This window comes from Nitrospirota bacterium (genome assembly GCA_037386965.1).
Taxonomy (GTDB): domain Bacteria; phylum Nitrospirota; class Thermodesulfovibrionia; order Thermodesulfovibrionales; family JdFR-86; genus JARRLN01.
In genome coordinates, this window is sequence record JARRLN010000052.1 from 1 (window position 1) to 15,672 (window position 15,672).

General features: G+C 59.6%; 15 protein-coding genes and 1 tRNA gene. 8 read left to right on the forward strand and 8 right to left on the reverse strand.

Annotation, left to right across the window (positions count from 1 at the left end):
* Positions 1–12: 12 nt before the first annotated feature.
* Positions 13–98 (forward strand) — tRNA-Leu (locus tag P8Y39_08540).
* A gap of 150 nt (positions 99–248) precedes the next feature.
* Complete coding sequence (locus P8Y39_08545) at positions 249–1,604, forward strand: hypothetical protein (GenBank protein ID MEJ2192380.1); 1,356 nt, start codon at positions 249–251, stop codon at positions 1,602–1,604.
* 415 nt (positions 1,605–2,019) lie between these two features.
* Here the strand turns inward: P8Y39_08545 and ffh are convergent, their stop codons facing one another.
* Genes ffh through trxA form a run of 3 tightly spaced genes read right to left on the reverse strand, consistent with a single transcriptional unit; the run spans position 2,020 to position 4,184 of the window.
* A complete protein-coding gene (gene ffh, locus P8Y39_08550; GenBank protein ID MEJ2192381.1) occupies positions 2,020–3,339 on the reverse strand; it encodes a signal recognition particle protein in 1,320 nt (439 codons plus the stop codon).
* Positions 3,340–3,843: a TlpA disulfide reductase family protein gene (locus P8Y39_08555; protein ID MEJ2192382.1), complete on the reverse strand. Its 504-nt coding sequence runs from the start codon at positions 3,841–3,843 to the stop codon at positions 3,340–3,342.
* Between the two features lie 8 nt (positions 3,844–3,851).
* Positions 3,852–4,184 (reverse strand): thioredoxin, encoded by a 333-nt coding sequence (trxA, locus tag P8Y39_08560; protein ID MEJ2192383.1) that lies wholly within the window; start codon positions 4,182–4,184, stop codon positions 3,852–3,854.
* Between the two features lie 352 nt (positions 4,185–4,536).
* On the opposite strand from trxA, the gene P8Y39_08565 reads away from it, so the two are divergent.
* From P8Y39_08565 to P8Y39_08590, 6 genes are all read left to right on the forward strand, one after another.
* Positions 4,537–6,057 (forward strand): AsmA family protein, encoded by a 1,521-nt coding sequence (locus P8Y39_08565; protein ID MEJ2192384.1) that lies wholly within the window; start codon positions 4,537–4,539, stop codon positions 6,055–6,057.
* 268 nt (positions 6,058–6,325) lie between these two features.
* A complete protein-coding gene (locus P8Y39_08570) occupies positions 6,326–7,999 on the forward strand; it encodes a proline--tRNA ligase (GenBank protein ID MEJ2192385.1) in 1,674 nt (557 codons plus the stop codon).
* Positions 7,999–9,330 carry an amidohydrolase family protein gene (locus tag P8Y39_08575; protein ID MEJ2192386.1) on the forward strand — a complete coding sequence of 444 codons (1,332 nt, stop codon included), beginning with the start codon at positions 7,999–8,001 and terminating at the stop codon, positions 9,328–9,330. Before P8Y39_08570 ends, P8Y39_08575 begins: the two co-directional genes overlap by 1 nt.
* A gap of 161 nt (positions 9,331–9,491) precedes the next feature.
* Complete coding sequence (gene sixA, locus P8Y39_08580) at positions 9,492–9,947, forward strand: phosphohistidine phosphatase SixA (GenBank protein MEJ2192387.1); 456 nt, start codon at positions 9,492–9,494, stop codon at positions 9,945–9,947.
* A gap of 281 nt (positions 9,948–10,228) precedes the next feature.
* A complete protein-coding gene (locus tag P8Y39_08585) occupies positions 10,229–11,002 on the forward strand; it encodes a hypothetical protein (protein ID MEJ2192388.1) in 774 nt (257 codons plus the stop codon).
* Positions 11,003–11,235: 233 nt separating this feature from the next.
* A complete protein-coding gene (locus P8Y39_08590) occupies positions 11,236–11,532 on the forward strand; it encodes a DUF1540 domain-containing protein (GenBank protein ID MEJ2192389.1) in 297 nt (98 codons plus the stop codon).
* A 209-nt stretch (positions 11,533–11,741) separates the two neighbouring features.
* On the opposite strand, the gene P8Y39_08595 is transcribed toward P8Y39_08590, so the two are convergent.
* From P8Y39_08595 to P8Y39_08615, 5 genes are all read right to left on the reverse strand, one after another.
* Entirely contained in the window at positions 11,742–12,101 is a 360-nt protein-coding gene (locus tag P8Y39_08595; protein ID MEJ2192390.1) for a response regulator, read from the reverse strand.
* A complete protein-coding gene (locus P8Y39_08600) occupies positions 12,098–13,684 on the reverse strand; it encodes a PAS domain S-box protein (GenBank protein MEJ2192391.1) in 1,587 nt (528 codons plus the stop codon). The genes P8Y39_08595 and P8Y39_08600 overlap by 4 nt, the downstream gene beginning before the upstream one ends.
* 346 nt (positions 13,685–14,030) lie before the next feature.
* Entirely contained in the window at positions 14,031–14,624 is a 594-nt protein-coding gene (gene recR, locus P8Y39_08605) for a recombination mediator RecR (GenBank protein MEJ2192392.1), read from the reverse strand.
* Between the two features lie 7 nt (positions 14,625–14,631).
* Positions 14,632–14,976, reverse strand: coding sequence for a YbaB/EbfC family nucleoid-associated protein (locus P8Y39_08610; protein MEJ2192393.1), 345 nt, complete (start codon positions 14,974–14,976; stop codon positions 14,632–14,634).
* A gap of 21 nt (positions 14,977–14,997) precedes the next feature.
* Entirely contained in the window at positions 14,998–15,645 is a 648-nt protein-coding gene (locus P8Y39_08615) for a hypothetical protein (protein MEJ2192394.1), read from the reverse strand.
* Positions 15,646–15,672 lie beyond the last annotated feature (27 nt).

Here is a 15,672-nt window from a genome sequence, read left to right on the forward strand (position 1 = left end):
AGGTAATGCGTTGCCGGAGTGGCGGAACGGGTAGACGCAAGGGACTTAAAATCCCTCGGGCTTCCGGGCCTGTGCCGGTTCGAGTCCGGCCTCCGGCACTGGAAAATCAATGGGTTACAGGGTTTTCTCGGAAGGATAGGGGAGAGAGGAGGGCAGGGCGCTGCTACCCACTTCTCAGCTTAGGTTGCAAGAGAAATTTCGTTCAATGGTCGTTCAATAACTTTGGATAAAAAATGCCCGCCACCTCTTTGAAGGAAGTTCTTTCAATCGTGCAGAGTGGTCACTTTGAAAACCTTGTAGGAACAGTCGAGAATGACTGGTTTGAGTGCAAGGGGGCTCCTTATATACTGGCCAACCGTAACGACAAGCAAGAATTTGCTAAGGATATCTCTGGATTTGCGAATGCAAATGGGGGCATAGTCCTTCTGGGTGCTGAGACGAAAATAAATGATATGCATCGAGGCGAAGAAATATTTAGAATACGGTCTTTTTCAGAATCATTAGTAGACATCGAGCAGTATTTTGATGTTTTAAAGAGCTGGATATATCCTTCTTTGTACAGGATTGAAATCGAATGGTATGCCAGTGTCGAAGAACCGACACGTGGGATAATCGCGATACATATCCCGCTCCAACCGGGAAGTAGACGGCCTTTTTTAGTGAACCGATTTGTTGAAGAAACTGCGCGGATGAATGCCGTAGTTTTTGGGTATTTTGAGAGAGTGCGTGATAACACTGACCCGACCTCCGTGGAGGAAATACATAGATTACTCAGAGATGGTTTGCACTATGACACTTTGAGTGCTAATTTAGGAGCTTCGGAAGAAAGAATCATTAAGCAGTCCGTTGACCTGAGCATAGAAGATACTTCCGATTCTTCCGAAATAACAAGAGAGCGGGTCGAAGCTGCTATTTCAGCAGCGAGATTAGAGTCTAGGCCGGCTTACGTTCTAACTGCCGTGCCAACCGCAGCTGTTGCAGTTAGTGGACTTTTTGAATCCAGAAGCTCTCCGATAACTCAATTGCTAGAGCGACCGCCAGAGATTAGGTATGGCGGTTTCGATATCACCGTTGGCGTCCATCCACAGATTGTAGAGGGAAGACTGCGGAGAGCAGTCACAGAGGGTCGTGACCTTGAGTTATGGATAGATGGTACCTTGATTTTTATTGCACCGGCGGACAGGGATTTCTTGTCCTGGGGTAGCTACAACCCGCAAAGCTATTTGCGAATCAACCAGATTGCTCTCATAGAGTCGGCATACCTTTTTGTTAATCTGTACAAAGTATTACAGCCGTATTTGACGCCTACGCCAGCAAGCACAATATTCACGATTGAGTTGAGAAATATGCCTACGGAACCTCCTGTAGTTTTATATCCAGGAGCAATGGGGGGATATATGTTTGATGCTAATGTTGCACCCGACTCGAAGGTTCTGGAAGAAGCAAGCACGAGTGGTGACTGGGAACCTGCGGAAGTCGCTTTTGACTTGGTGAAACGAATCTATCATTGGTTTGGTTTCGATGAAGACGACATCCCTTACACCGAGGAAGTTCACGGCAGGAGGCAAATTAGCGAGCAGAAGCTAAGAGAGATTACGCAATAAGGCAACCTAACGGTCTGATTCTGACGGCTCCCGGGAATCATGCCCGCTAAGGGGGGACTCCCCTCTAAAATATTTCAAATGTAAACGCGCGCTCGATGCTTGCGCCCCGGTATTTTTCTGACCGCCGGAGAGAATGGACCGCTACCCTGGGCTAGCGCAAAAAGAAAGGCCCCCACAAAGCCACTTCCCCTTAACTTTTTGGATCAGGGCCTACTAGACAAGTCTAAATCCTTCGACCTTCTAATGACACCGCTTGAATCGTCAAGAAACGTTATACTTTCATAGTAATCTTCCAAGGCTATAAATTTACCGACTTCCTGCGCCCATTCCCTTAGCCCTTGTATCAAAATGGCATTCGGTGTGCAGCTGTAAAAAGTCCCCGCAGTATGAAACGCTGAAACCCGGTACTATTCCCTCAGAAGGGCACGGGGAGGCGGGGCATCTTGCCCTTCTTGAGCATCTTCATCATCTTGCGCATCTCTTTATGCTGCTTGATGAGGCGGTTGACGTCGTTGACGGTGGTGCCGCTGCCCTGGGCTATGCGGCGGCGGCGGCTCCCGTTGAGGACGGCGGCGTTTTGCCGCTCAGCCGGTGTCATGGAGTTGATGATGGCCTCCACCTTGACGAACTGCTGCTCGTCCACCTGCACGCCCTTGAGCTTCTTGCCCATGCCGGGTATCATGCCCAGGATGTTCTCCAGGGGGCCCATGGACCGGAGCTTTCCGAGCTGGTCCCTCAGGTCTTCGAAGCTGAAGGAGTTGCTGAGCAGCCGCTCCTGGAGCTTCCGCGCCTCCTCGGCCTCGTAGGCCTGCTCCGCGCGCTCGATGAGGGAAAGGACATCCCCCATCCCGAGGATGCGGTTGGCCACCCGGTCGGGATGGAACTGCTCCAGCATGTCGAGCTTCTCGCCGGTGCCGATGTACTTGATGGGCTTTCCCGTGATGGACCGTATGGAGAGCGCCGCTCCACCCCGGGCGTCGCCGTCCATCTTGGTGAGGATGACCCCGTCGACCCCCAGGTTCTCGTTGAAGGTCTTGGCGCTGTTTACGGCGTCCTGGCCGGTCATGGCATCGGCCACGAAGAGGGTTTCCCGGGGGGAGACCTTTTCCCTGATGCTCCGGAGCTGGCCCATGAGGGCCTCGTCCACGTGCAGGCGGCCGGCGGTGTCCAGGATGACCACGTCCCGGCCGTCCAGCCTGGCCTGTTTGACCGCCTCGGCACAGACGGCTATCGGGTTTTTCTCTCCCCCGCCGGCCCGGAAGACGGGAATGCCGGTCTGCTCGCCCAGGGTGACGAGCTGGTCCACGGCGGCGGGGCGCTGAAGGTCCGCCGCCACGAGAAGGGGACGGCGGCCCTCCTTCTTGAAGACGCTTCCGAGCTTGGCCGCCGTGGTGGTCTTGCCCGAGCCCTGCAGGCCCACCAGCATGAGCACGGTGGGCGGGTTGGGGGCCATGTATACCTTGGACGACTCCCCTCCGAGGAGGTTCACCAGCTCCTCGTGGACCACCTTGACCACCTGCTGCCCCGGCGTGAGGCTTTCCAGAACCTCCTTGCCCACGGCGCGCTGGCGGATATTCTTCACGAAATCCTTGACCACGCGGAAGTTGACGTCGGCCTCCAGGAGGGCGACGCGCACTTCCTTGAGGGCGACGTCCACGTCCTCTTCGGTGAGGAGCCCCTTGCCCTTCAGTTTCTTGAATACGGCTTCCAGCTTATCGCCCAGTGATTCGAACATTTACAGAAGCTCCTCGATGTCTTTGGCGAACTCTTCCCCGAGCCCCGGGACGAACCCCATGTGCTTGGACACGATGTTGCCCTCCTTATCCAGGATGAACGCCACGGGGATGCTGATGACGCCGTAGCGGGAGCTGACGTCTCCGTCGTCCATGACGACGGTGTAGTTTATGCCTTCCTCCTTGACGAACTCCGCCACTCTCTCCTCGCTAGTGTCCATGGATATGGCGACAAGGGCAAATCCCCTGTCCTTGTACCGGGCGTAGATGTCCTCCAGTTCGGGGACGGCCATCCTGCAGGGCGGGCACCACGTGGCCCAGAACTCCACCATCACGACCTTGCCCTTCAGGTCCGAAAGCCTCACCGTGTTGCCCTTCAGGTCTTTCAGGGCAAAGGCCGTCCCGGTTGCTTCGCCTTTCTTGCCCCCGGACTTGCTCTCGCAGCCCGTGACGAGGAGGGCCATCAGCACAAGCAGGAAACACAGGGTTCTCGCAATTCCTCTCATCAATATGCTTACTCCGACAGAAAGGAGTCTATCTTGGACTTCAACTGAGGCTTGGGCACGGCGCCCACGACCTGGTCGAGCTTCTCCCCGCCCTTGAAGAACATGATTGTGGGGATGCCCATGATTTTATACCTGCTGGCGATGTCGGGGTTCTCGTCCGTGTTGAGCTTGACCACCTTGAGCTTGCCCGTGTACTCCTTGGAAAGCTCCTCCACGGTGGGGGCTATCATGCGGCAGGGGCCGCACCACACGGCCCAGAAATCCACCATCACGAGGCCGTCGGAACCGAGAACTTCCTTGTCCCAGTCCTTCGTGGTCACTTCTATGATGCCTTCGGCCATAAAGTCCTCCTTCGTCGGATTGTTTTGCTGAGTATGTGCAAGCAGACAAACGAATAAGCCTAGAACCTGTCTTAAAATTGCTTCCGGCCGAAAGCGGCCTAAATGGGGGCATACGGCGTCGTAAAAGGAAAATCGTCCTCAACGCAGCGCTGCTGCGCCTCCGGGCGATTTCCCCTTCCCTCCTTGTCTGCCGCCATTTATTCTCTCTTCCGCTTCGAAATCAATTTTGAGACAAGTTCCAGTCAATTCCTTATTATACATGATTTTTTCGGTCTGTCACCACACCCCCGGGTCGCCGTGATTTCCTCTTCCGGCGCGATTGGCGGCTTCTCCGGATTCGGATATAATGGGAATGATGGACAACCGGGAAAACGCAAGGAGACACCCCCTGCTCAGGAAGGCCGTCCTGGCTGCCGCCGTTATTCTGCTCCTTCTCGTGGCCGGCGTTGTGGTGCTTCTGTCCCGCCTGGAGTCTTTCAGGCCGCGCGTGGAGGCGCTGGCCGCGGAGGCGCTGGGGACGAAGGTCCGGATTGGCAGCATCGGCGTGGACCTTCTGCCGGGCGTGGCGGTGGCACTCAGGGATGTGCACATCAAAAACAGCGCGACCGACATCGCCTCGGTCGGGGCCGTAAAGGTGGGAGTGGAAATCCTGCCCCTCCTCGAGCGCGAAGTCCGGGTGACGGAGATAGCCCTGGTCAACCCCTGGGTGACCGTCACACGGGAGGAGACGGGGAAGCTCAACATCGCGAAGTTTGCAAAGAAGCCCAGGAAGGAGGGCGGGGGGTTCCGCCTGCCGCCCGCCCTGGAGAGGTTTTTCATCAAAAACGGCAGCATAACCTACCTGGACAGGAAATCCGGGGAACGGGCCACGGTCAGCGGCCTGAACGTCGCCGTAGGCGGCATATCCTCCGGCGAGGGCGAGCCCCGGGGCCTCAGAAACATCTCTTTTACGGGCAGGATGTCCTGCGATGAGATAAAGTCCAGGAGGCTTGAGGTGACGGACCTCGCGGTATCCATGAACGCCACGGGCGGGGTCGTGATGCTTGACCCCATGACGATGGAGCTCTTTGGCTCGCGGGCGCGAGGCACGGTAAAGGCCGCGCTGGATGCCACACCTCCCGTCATCACCGTGCGCTACAGTGTTCCCGAGTTATCCAGCGAGCGGCTGGTCAGCTACGTTTCGGACGCGAAGGTGATGAAGGGCGCGATGCATGTCAGGGCCGACCTCACCATGCGGGGCAGCGGCCTCCATGAAATGCTGAAGACCCTCACGGGAGAGGTTTCCGTGTCGTCGCAGGACCTCGTCATGACCAACATGGACCTGGACAAGCTCATCGAGAGTTTCGAGGAGACCCAGACGTTCAACCTTATCGACATAGGGGCCGTTTTCATTCCCGGCGTCGGCCCCCTGGGGGTGGCCTTGAGCAAGGCCTTCGATTATGGGAAGTTCTACGCCGAGGCCGTGGGGAAGGGGCAGACGACCATAGAGAAGCTTCTTTCGGACTGGACCGTGCGGGACGGGGTCATGGAGGCAAAGGACGTGGCCTTCCGGACGAAGCGCAACAGGGTGGCCCTGAAGGGGAAGTTGGACCTGGTCAACCAGCGGTACGAGAACCTGACGGTGGGCGTCCTGAACAAGGAGGGCTGCGCCGTGGTGAGCCAGGAGATTCGGGGGACATTCGGCCATCCGGAAGTGCAGAAAGTAAGCGTGATAAAGTCGCTCCTGGGGCCCGTCCTGGGCCTTCTCAAGATACCCAAGAACGTCATCTTCAGGGAGAAGTGCGAGACCTTTTACACCGGCGCGGTGGAGCAACCAAAGGTCAAGGAAAAAGGACTGCCCATACCTTTCAAGGACAAGATACCTTTCCCCTGAGGGGGCCTCCTCTCCGCTTCATGAGGGCGAGGCGCCGGGATTTCGCTCCCCGGGTATGCGGTGGAGCGCTTCTGCCTTATGTCCGTCTGGCGGTCTCGCGGCGTCACGTCTCCTGCGTGTGAGTCAGCAGGAACGTATTTACAGGCCGCCTGAGCCCTGTTGCAATGGCAGCGGAAAAAGTCTATTCTATCTATTGCTTTCGATGCCGCGTCCGCTCGTGAAAGGGCGCTTTATTCCGGTGTTTCCAGGGCTCAGGAGGAAAACGCGCATGCTTCTTTCCAGGCTCTTCGTTCCGACCCTGAGGGAGGACCCCTCGGAGGCCGAGGCCGCAAGCCACAGGCTCCTGGTCCGGGCGGGCTACGTGAGGCAATTGGCTGCGGGCCTCTACATCTATCTCCCCCTGGGCTGGAAGGTCATGCAGAAGATAAACGCCATCATCAGGGAGGAGATGGACGCCATCGGGGGCCAGGAGGTCTCCATGCCAGTGCTCCATCCCGCCGAGGTGTGGCAGCAGACGGGCCGGTGGGAGGAGATAGGCGAGGAGATGTTCCGCCTGAAGGACCGGGGCGGGCGGGACATGTGTCTGGGAATGACCCACGAGGAGATCATGGCCTGGCTGGCCGCGCAGGAGATACGCTCCTACCGGGACCTCCCCCAGGTTTGGTATCAGATACAGACGAAGCTCCGGGACGAGGCGCGGCCCAAGAGCGGCATACTCCGCACCCGGGAGTTCGTCATGAAGGACAGCTACAGCTTCGACGTCGACGAGGAGGGGCTTGAGCGGAGCTACCAGCTTCACAGCGTGGCCTATGAGAGGATATTCTCCCGGTGCGGCCTTACGTTCCACCGGGTGGAGTCCGACCCGGGGATGATGGGCGGGGCCACCGCCCACGAGTACATGGCCCCCAGCCCGGCGGGCGAGGACGACGTGGCCCTCTGCGACGCCTGCGGCTACGCGGCCAACGTGGAGCTTGCCCGCTCCGTGCCGCCGGCCACGCCCGCGGCGGACTGGGAGTACGAGGAGGTCCATACCCCCGGGAAGAGGACGGTGGAGGAGGTGTCGACCTTTCTGCGGGCGGACCCGCGGCATTTCATAAAGAGCCTTCTTTACATGGCCGATGGCGGGCCCGTATTGGCCCTGGTGCGGGGGGACCAGGAGCTTCATGAAAAAAAGCTTGAACGGGTGCTCCGAAGCCCCGTGCGGCCGGCCCACCGGGAGGAGGTGCGGGACGTCCTGGGCGTGGAGGCCGGGTTCATCGGCCCGCAGGGCCGGAAGGTGCCGATGATAGCCGACCCCTCCCTGAAGGAGGGGCTCTACATGAGCGGGGCCAACCGGGAGGACTATCACGTGAGGGGTCTTCGCGCCGGCGTGCACTTCGAGCCCCGGTGGGAGGATATCCATGTGGCCCAGGGAGGGGACGGCTGCCCGCAGTGCGGGGAGCTGTTGAGAACGGAGCGGTGCATCGAGATAGGCAACATCTTCAAGCTCGGGACGAAGTACTCTGTGCCCCTCAGAGCCTTCTTCCTCGACGAGGAGGGCGCGGAGAGGCCCATCGTCATGGGGAGCTACGGCATCGGCCCGGCCCGCATCGCCGCGGCTGCGGTGGAACAGAACCACGACAAGGATGGCATCGTCTGGCCCTGGGCCATAGCCCCCTTTGAGGTGCAGATAATCCCCCTGAACATGGGCGACCCCGGGACCGTGGAGGTGGCCCGCTCGATGTACGAGGAGCTGGCGCAGGCGGGCGTGGACGTCCTCATGGACGACCGGGACCTCAGGGCCGGAGTGAAGTTCAAGGATGCCGACCTTATCGGCGTTGCGAAGCACGTGGTCGTCGGGGAGCGCGGCCTCAAGGAAGGGGTAGTGGAGGTAAAGGACCGGCAGACCCGCGAGACTGCGAAGATGAGGCCCGAAGAGGCCGTCGCCATGTTCAAGGGCTGATGCGCGCCGACTGCCTGGTCCGGGGCGAGTACCTTCTCACCATGGACGCCGAGGGGCGTCTCCTCCGGGACGGCGCCCTTGCCGTCAAGGACGGAAAGATAGCCCGGGTGGGCTCCTTCTCCGAACTGAGGAAAGCCTTCGAGACAGAGGAGGTGCTGGGCGGGGAGGGCATGGCCGTGATGCCCGGCCTCATCAACGCGCACACCCATGCGGCCATGGTCTTCATGCGGGGCATGGCCGACGACCTCCCCCTGAGGGAATGGCTGGAAGGGCACATCTGGCCCGCCGAGGGCCGCTGGCTTTCCCCCGAGTTCGTCCGGGATGCCGTGGAACTTGCAGCCCTGGAGATGCTCCTGGCCGGGGTGACGACCTTCCACGACATGTATTTCTTCGAGGAGGAGGCGGCGCGCGTGGCCCGGAGAATGGGCATCCGTGCGGTCCTCGGAGCGGGGGTGGTGGACTTCCCCACCCGCACCACCTCGGGTGCGGACGACTGCCTGAGAAAGGCCGAGGCCCTCATCGAGGCGCTCAAGGGGGACGGGCTTGTCACGCCCGCGGTGGCGCCCCATTCGGCCTACGCCTGTAGCGCCGAGACCCTGAAGAAAGTGCGCGACCTCTCCATGAGGCACGGCGTCCTGGTGCACATCCATGTCTCGGAGACGGAGTGGGAAGTGGCCGAGATGATGAGCAAGCACGGGCGTCGGCCGGTTGAGTACCTGGAGGGCCTGGGGTTTCTGGGGCGGAACGTCCTTGCCGCCCACGCCGTCTGGGTGAGCGAGGGGGAGATAGAGCTTATGGTCCGAAAAGGAGTGGGCGTGGCCCACTGCCCCGAGAGCAACCTCAAGCTTGCCTCCGGCGTGGCCCCCGTGCCCCGGATGCTTCACGCGGGGCTTACCGTGGCCCTGGGGACCGACGGGGCCGCAAGCAACAACGACCTGAGCATCCTGGGGGAAGTTTCCACGGCGTCCCGCCTGCACAAGGCTATGGCCAAGGACCCCACGGCCCTTGGATGCCGGACCGCCCTTCTGATGGCCACCCGCTGGGGCGCGGAGGCGCTGGGGCTCACTCAGGTGGGCTCGCTGGAGCCGGGAAAGGTCGCGGACCTCATCATCCTTGACCTCCGCAAGCCGCATCTTACGCCCCTGTATGACGTATGCTCCCACCTGGTCTACTCCGCGCGGCCCTCGGACGTGGACACCGTCATGGTGGACGGCTCCGTGCTGGTGCGGGGAGGAAGGCTCGTGCACGGAGACCAGGAGGAAATCCTGGCCAAGGCCCGCTCCTGGGGAGAGAGAATACGGGCGGAGAATGCCGCTCCCCCGTCCCTGTAGCAGGAACGCGCGGTTTTTACCGCCGGAGAGGCATCCTCTCCGGCTTTTCAAAGCCTGCGATTCTTCCGTATTGCTTTTGGCGAGCGTGTTGATAGACTGTAGGGAAACGGTGTGAATGTTCCTGCCCGGCATGGAGGAACCGACCCCGAAGGAGGATGGCCATGTTACTGTACCTCGTTCAACACGGAAAGCCCAAGACCAAGGAGGAGGACCCCGGGAGGCCGCTCTCCGAGCAGGGGGAAGAGGATGTAAGGGCGATGGCCGAGTTCCTCTCCCACGGGGTCACCATACGCCGCATCTTCCACAGCGGAAAGCTCAGGGCGAAACAGACCGCCGAGGTCCTTGCGGCCCGCCTGGGCGGTGAGGCCGGGGAGGCCGATGGCCTGAACCCCATGGACGACCCCGGCATCTGGGAGGACCGTCTGGCTGAGGAGACCGAGGACATGATGCTGGTCGGGCATCTTCCCCACCTGGGGCGCCTGGCCTCGGTTCTGCTCACGGGGGATGCCGGGGCTGAGATCGTGGAGTTTCAGCAGGGAGGGGTCGCCTGCCTGGAGAAGGGCAATGGGAGGTGGCAGCTCCGCTGGATGGTCGTTCCCGAGGTGGTGGTGAAGTAAGCCCTGCCGGCTTTTCCCCGGCGCACGGCGTGTCCCGCCGATGCCGTGGCGTTCTTCCGGCTTTCCCTCTGTGCCCGGGCCGCATTCGCCTTCATCGAGCGAAATACAGTCAAGAGACGGCTTCCTTGTCCTTTTTCGGCACTTCTTCCGCTCCCCGCCTGGCAGCGGTCCGGCCAATTTCTTTTTCCTGTGCGGACTTCGGGCCCCCGGCCAAGGCCTTCCCTCTGGCAGGAAAGTTGCTTGTCACGAGGGCAACGACTTTCCGGGAAGGAGAGAGACGCATGAAAAAAGTGATGAGAGCATTGGTTTTTCTCTGCATGGCCGCGAGCCTCCTGGCTCTCCTCGGGTGCGCCGGGGGATATTACACCTCTGAGCGGGGAGGGGTGAAGAAGGTCTACCGGATGGAGAAGAGCGGCGAGAAGACGCTGGTCTACGAGGTGGACAAGGACGGAAAGACGGTCTTTCACGACCCGGATGACCCGAAGGCCAAGCAGGAGATGAAAAGGCAGGAGATGGCCCGGAAGATGGCCCGTAAGAAGGTGGAGCGTCAGGAGCGGCTGAGGAACGCCCCCAAGCGCAAGCCCACGGACCCCATCCGTGTGGCCCTGATGCCTATGGAGCTTGACGACAATCTGAAGAAGGCGGAGCACACGGAAGGGGCGGTCTTTGAGCAGTTCAAGAAGGAGTTTGAAGGGGATAAGGTCATACGGCTCGTAAGCGAAAAAGACCTGAAGCGGGCGCAGTGGGCCCAGGTGGGCAGAGCCCTGGCGGGCCAGAACCCCGAGAGCGCCCCCGTCTCCGACGTGGAGGTCGTATCCAGGGGGTACTTAAAGAAGGTCTACGGGGTAAACAAGAAGACGGGGAAACCGGCTTCGGTCCCGGCCGTTGTCTTCGAGGCCACCATCCGGTCGAACTACCTGGAGGCGGAGTACACCGTGAGCGAGCAGGGGCATATCCTCCGGAACGTCCAGGTGACGAAGAAATTCGCCGCCAAGGTGAAGGACGTTATCATCAACAAGATAGGTCCCACCCTGCCCGCGGACAGGGAGCTGTAAAGGCCCCGCTGAAGACCGGACGGGGAGTGTCTGCCTGGTCCTCTCCGGAGAGCGGCAGGTGTGCCGGAAGAGGCCGGAATCGATAATATGGTCCTTTTTCTGTCACGCTCGTGCCCTTTTTCGGCCGGAGCCCCCCCGCACGTGCGGAGGTGTTCCTTGACAGCCATGTGCGGTGAGCTACAATGGGGCATCAGCGAGGGGAAAATCCGCGGTGAGAGAAGGGAGGGAGGAGCATGCCCAAGCAGATGCCGAAAGTGGTTGACTGCGATATGAGCGACTGCACCTACAACGACAAGAATCTCTGCCATGCCATGGCCATCAACGTGGAGCCCGGCTCTCCGTGTCCTCTCTGCCACACCTTCATGAAACAGGCCGGGAAGTCCGGGGTCGTGGACATGACGGGCTTGGTAGGTGCGTGCAAGGTGGCCGACTGTACGTTCAACGATGCCCTGGAGTGCTCGGCGCCCGAGGGTATTCACGTGGGGAAGCACGAGGCTCATCCCGACTGCAAGACCTTTGCCGCTCGTTAAGAGGGCTGGTGAAAGCAAGAGAAGCCTCACCATTCCCCTTCGCTGAGAGGAATTCTTGCAATTCCGGAGAGACCCTTTCTCCTCAGAGTACAGGCTGACCGGGACGATACCATTGTTTCAGGAGGACATCGTCTCCGGCAGCGTCACCGGAAACAATGCTGATTTCCATTGCCGGGCCGTGTATGCCCTTTTCGGGCATCCTGTCTGCGTCAGGCAATCTTTTTTATTAGCTCTATTAATTCATGGTCATCAACGGGCTTCAGCAGAAAGCCGGCGGGATGGGTCCGCTTTGCGCGCTCAAAGGTTGCCGCATCCGTATTTCCGGTCAAATATATTACGGGGACGGTACAAATGTCCATTATCCTTCTTGCTGCCTCTATGCCGTCAATCTCTCCCCCCAGGGTAATGTCCATCAACACGATATCGGGTTTTTCCTTTTCGGCTTTCATGATTGCATCTTCCCCTTCAAGAGCAATGGCCGCGCTATAGCCGGCCTCCTCCAGTGACAGCTTCATGGCTCGAGCCACTATCATCGCGTCCTCTACTATCAATATTTTCGGGGGATTCATGATGCTTTCCGGTGCCGGGGCAGTTCGAAGGCAATGGTGAACGTCGTTCCCGCCGACGCGTTCACTTCGATTGAACCCTTCAGCTGATACGTCAGCATGTTAATGATCTGAAGGCCCAGGGTGTCGCTGTTGTGGAAATCGATGTGCTCCGGCAGCCCCGTACCGTTGTCGGCGTACACCAGCACGGCCCGACCGTCGTCGATGCTCAGCGATATGTCGATCTCGGGAGCACCGGTATCCTCGAACGCGTGCTTCAGGGAATTGGTGATAAGTTCGTTAATGATCAGCCCACAAGAGACCATCATATCGATATTCAGGGAAATGTCGTCGGCATGAAGGATCAGGCGCACCTCTTTTCCATAGGCCTGAAACAGGTGCCTGGCCAGGTCTTCCACGTAATCGCCGAAACCGATGTGTGCGAAGTCCTGCGTGCTGTACAGTTTCTCGTGGACCAGGGCCATGGATTTAATGCGGTTCTGGCTGTCCTTGAATACCCTAGTGAATTCCTCGTTCTTGAAGTATTGCGACTGCAACTGGAGCAGGGCCGATATTATCGCCATGTTGTTCTTGACGCGGTGGTGAACCTCCCTGAGGAGTATCTCCTTTTCCTTCAGGGAGGACGTAACCTTTTCCTCGGCCTTCTTCCTCTGGGTGATGTCCTGAAACAGGGATACGAAATAAAGAGGCTTTCTATCATCGTCACGAATAATTGCCGGGCTTATTATCAGATGTATCACCTGCCCGTCCTTTCTGATGTAGCGTTTCTCGAACGACGTGTATTCGACATCTTCCGAAACCATTGTCTTCATGGCATCCAGCCCTATCTGCACGTCGTCCGGGTGCGTGACCTCGGAAAATGTTTTCGACAGCATTTCCTCCTCGGTGTAGCCGAGCATATTGCACAGGAAACGATTGATCTTGATAAATCGCCCCTTGAGGTCGGCCATGGAAGCTCCGATTGCCGCGTTCTCGAAAGCCGCCCGGAAACGTTGCTCGCTGTCTCTGAGCATTTCCTCTGCCTTCCTGCGCTCCGATATGTCCCTGACAACGCTGAAGAACACTTTTCTGCCCTCATAATCCAGCAGCCTGGCATTCACTTCCACGGGCATCACGGTCCCGTCCTTTCGCAGGTGGGCCGATTCGAACACCGCCACGCCTCGTTCTTTTATCCGGGCAAAGCGCTCTGGCACCCGGGTGGAGAACTCCGGGGGGTCGAGCTTGGATATGTGCGTTGAAAGCAGTTCCTCCTTGGTGTAGCCGAGGCGTTCGTACGCGGTTCTGTTGACGTCTAGGAAATTCCCGTCGATGTCCACGATGAAAATAGCGTCCGTGGCCGACTCAAACAGGGTCCGATATTTTTTCTCTGCGATTTGTTGTTTGTTCAGTATCCTGGCTATGATGAAACCGAAGGCAAGAAAACAGGCGGAAAAAAGAAGGCGGAAAGCGTATTCTTCTTTATTGAAAAGCGGACTGGCCTTGAACGATTCGGTATTAAAATACGTGAAATCCAGCAGCGCACCAAATAGCCAAAAGGCTACGATGAAAACCACGACTATGCCGATTACTTTGTAGTATGTTTTCATTGTGGGGTCTGAAATATGGGCTATATATCGGGACTATGTGTTGGAGATATTATACTACATCGCTCTGCTCACATCTTGACTGTTCAGTGGAGTTCCGCGTTCCCTGGGCCTGTAAACTCCACGAGCCGGGAACCCCTCTGAAGAGCGAGTCCCGAAAGGGCTCCGGCGGAAAGTTCCCGGAAGGCATGGTATGTTCGGCGGAATGTGTGGGGTCGGAGGCCGGGCTGCCGATGCAAGGGAGCGACTGGCGGCACGTGCGGTTATGCAAGGGAGAAAACGCCGGTTTGGGCGTTTTCGATGAAACGCAAAAGGGAAAAGGGGCTGGACTAAATAGGTCTGGACCCCCTTAGAGGCGGCGGCGGCCTTCGAGGGACTTTCTCATGGTCACCTCGTCGGCGAACTCGATATCCCCGCCCATGGGAAGGCCGTAGGCTATGCGGGTGACCGTAACGGGGTGGGCGGCCAGGGCTTCGCGGATGTACTGCGCGGTCATCTCCCCCCGGGTGTTAGGGTTGGTGGCTATGATGACCTCCTCGACGCCGCCCTCCCGTACGCGGGCGATGAGCTCGGGTATCTTGAGCCGCTCGGCGTCCACCCCGTCCAGGGGAGAGAGGGCCCCGAGGAGCACATGATAGAGCCCCCGGAAGGCGCCTGCCCGTTCGATGACGGGGATGGCGCTGGGCTCCTCCACCACGCAGAGCCTTGTGGGGTCGCGCCGGGGGTTGGCGCAGAAGGGGCAGAGGTCATCCTCGGCGATATTGAAGCACCGGCTGCAGAAGCGGGACTTGTCCTTGACCATGACGATGGCCTCCGCGATGGCCCGGGCCTCCGCATCGGGCATGGCCAGGACGAAGTAGGCCAGCTTCTGGGCGGTCTTCCGGCCGATGCCGGGAAGTTTCGCGAACTGGGCTGTCAGGTTCTCCAGTACGCCTTCGGTCATGGACGGGCTACTTGCCTCCCAGGAGGTCTCCCAGGCCGCCCAGGCCGGGGAGTTGGAGCCCGCCGGTGAACTTGGACATTTCCTCGTTCACCAGCTCCTGGGCCCGCCTCAGGGCCTCATTGGCGGCGGCGAGGATGAGGTCCTGGAGCATTTCCACGTCCTCGGGGTCCACCACGTCCTTTTCGATTTTTATGGAGACCAGCTCACCGGCCCCGTTGGCCACCGCCGTGACCATGCCTCCGCCGGAGGTTGCCTCCACCGTCTTCTTCTTGGCTTCTTCCTGCATGCGGGCCATCTCCTGCTGCATCCGCTGGGCCTCCCGCATGATATTTCCGATCATTTTCTTCGACATTTTCTCCTCCCTGGGGATATCCTATTGTTCTTCGTCGATTTCCTTGACGTTGACGACCCTGCCCTCGAAGAGGTCCAGGGCCTCCTTGACCAGGGGCTCGGCTAGGGCCTTCTTCTTGAGGTCCTTCACGCGCGACCGGGCCCGCTCCGGCTTGACTTCTATGGCGACCTTCGTGGGAATGCCCCGGAGGCGGGTGGCGTGCTCCGCAAGGACCGAGGGGTTTTCCTCAAAGGGGCTCGCACATATGGCGGCGTCGGAGCTTCTGAAGGTAAGCACCAGGGTGTCCCCCTCAAGGCGGGCCTGGGCCACGGAGAGTCTGCTCGAAAGGCGGTCCTCCAGCCTGGAGGCGATGGCCTCCCGGAGGCTCTCCCCGGTGTAAGTAAGAACGTCCGGACCCGCGGGGGGCTCTTCGCTTTCCCTGTCCTCCGGGGGCTCATCTTCCGCGAGCAGGGGCTCGCCGTATTCTTCCGGGAAGGGTTCCGGAGGGGGCTCTGGAGTCTCCGGGAAGGGCTCTGGAGCCTCCGGGAAAGGCTCTGGAGCCTCCGGGAGCGGGTGCTCGTCCTCTGCCGTCGGGGTTTCGGGCTCCGGCTCTTCTCCGGGGCTTGCCGGAGAAGGAGCAGGGGCCTCTTGGGCAGGGGAGGCAGCATCGAGCGGGACGTCCCCGCCCACGTTCTCCTCCATGCGGGAGAGGGCGGC

Excerpts from the sequence above, each read along its gene's own strand:
- P8Y39_08590 (MEJ2192389.1), top strand. The coding sequence starts at position 11,236 with ATGCCCAAGCAGATGCCGAAAGTGGTTGACTGCGATATGAGCGACTGC.
- ffh (MEJ2192381.1), bottom strand. The coding sequence starts at position 3,339 with ATGTTCGAATCACTGGGCGATAAGCTGGAAGCCGTATTCAAGAAACTG.
- recR (MEJ2192392.1), bottom strand. The coding sequence starts at position 14,624 with ATGACCGAAGGCGTACTGGAGAACCTGACAGCCCAGTTCGCGAAACTT.
- P8Y39_08585 (MEJ2192388.1), top strand. The coding sequence starts at position 10,229 with ATGAAAAAAGTGATGAGAGCATTGGTTTTTCTCTGCATGGCCGCGAGC.
- trxA (MEJ2192383.1), bottom strand. The coding sequence starts at position 4,184 with ATGGCCGAAGGCATCATAGAAGTGACCACGAAGGACTGGGACAAGGAA.
- P8Y39_08565 (MEJ2192384.1), top strand. The coding sequence starts at position 4,537 with ATGATGGACAACCGGGAAAACGCAAGGAGACACCCCCTGCTCAGGAAG.
- P8Y39_08570 (MEJ2192385.1), top strand. The coding sequence starts at position 6,326 with ATGCTTCTTTCCAGGCTCTTCGTTCCGACCCTGAGGGAGGACCCCTCG.
- P8Y39_08555 (MEJ2192382.1), bottom strand. The coding sequence starts at position 3,843 with ATGAGAGGAATTGCGAGAACCCTGTGTTTCCTGCTTGTGCTGATGGCC.
- P8Y39_08575 (MEJ2192386.1), top strand. The coding sequence starts at position 7,999 with ATGCGCGCCGACTGCCTGGTCCGGGGCGAGTACCTTCTCACCATGGAC.
- sixA (MEJ2192387.1), top strand. The coding sequence starts at position 9,492 with ATGTTACTGTACCTCGTTCAACACGGAAAGCCCAAGACCAAGGAGGAG.
- P8Y39_08595 (MEJ2192390.1), bottom strand. The coding sequence starts at position 12,101 with ATGAATCCCCCGAAAATATTGATAGTAGAGGACGCGATGATAGTGGCT.
- P8Y39_08600 (MEJ2192391.1), bottom strand. The coding sequence starts at position 13,684 with ATGAAAACATACTACAAAGTAATCGGCATAGTCGTGGTTTTCATCGTA.
- P8Y39_08610 (MEJ2192393.1), bottom strand. The coding sequence starts at position 14,976 with ATGTCGAAGAAAATGATCGGAAATATCATGCGGGAGGCCCAGCGGATG.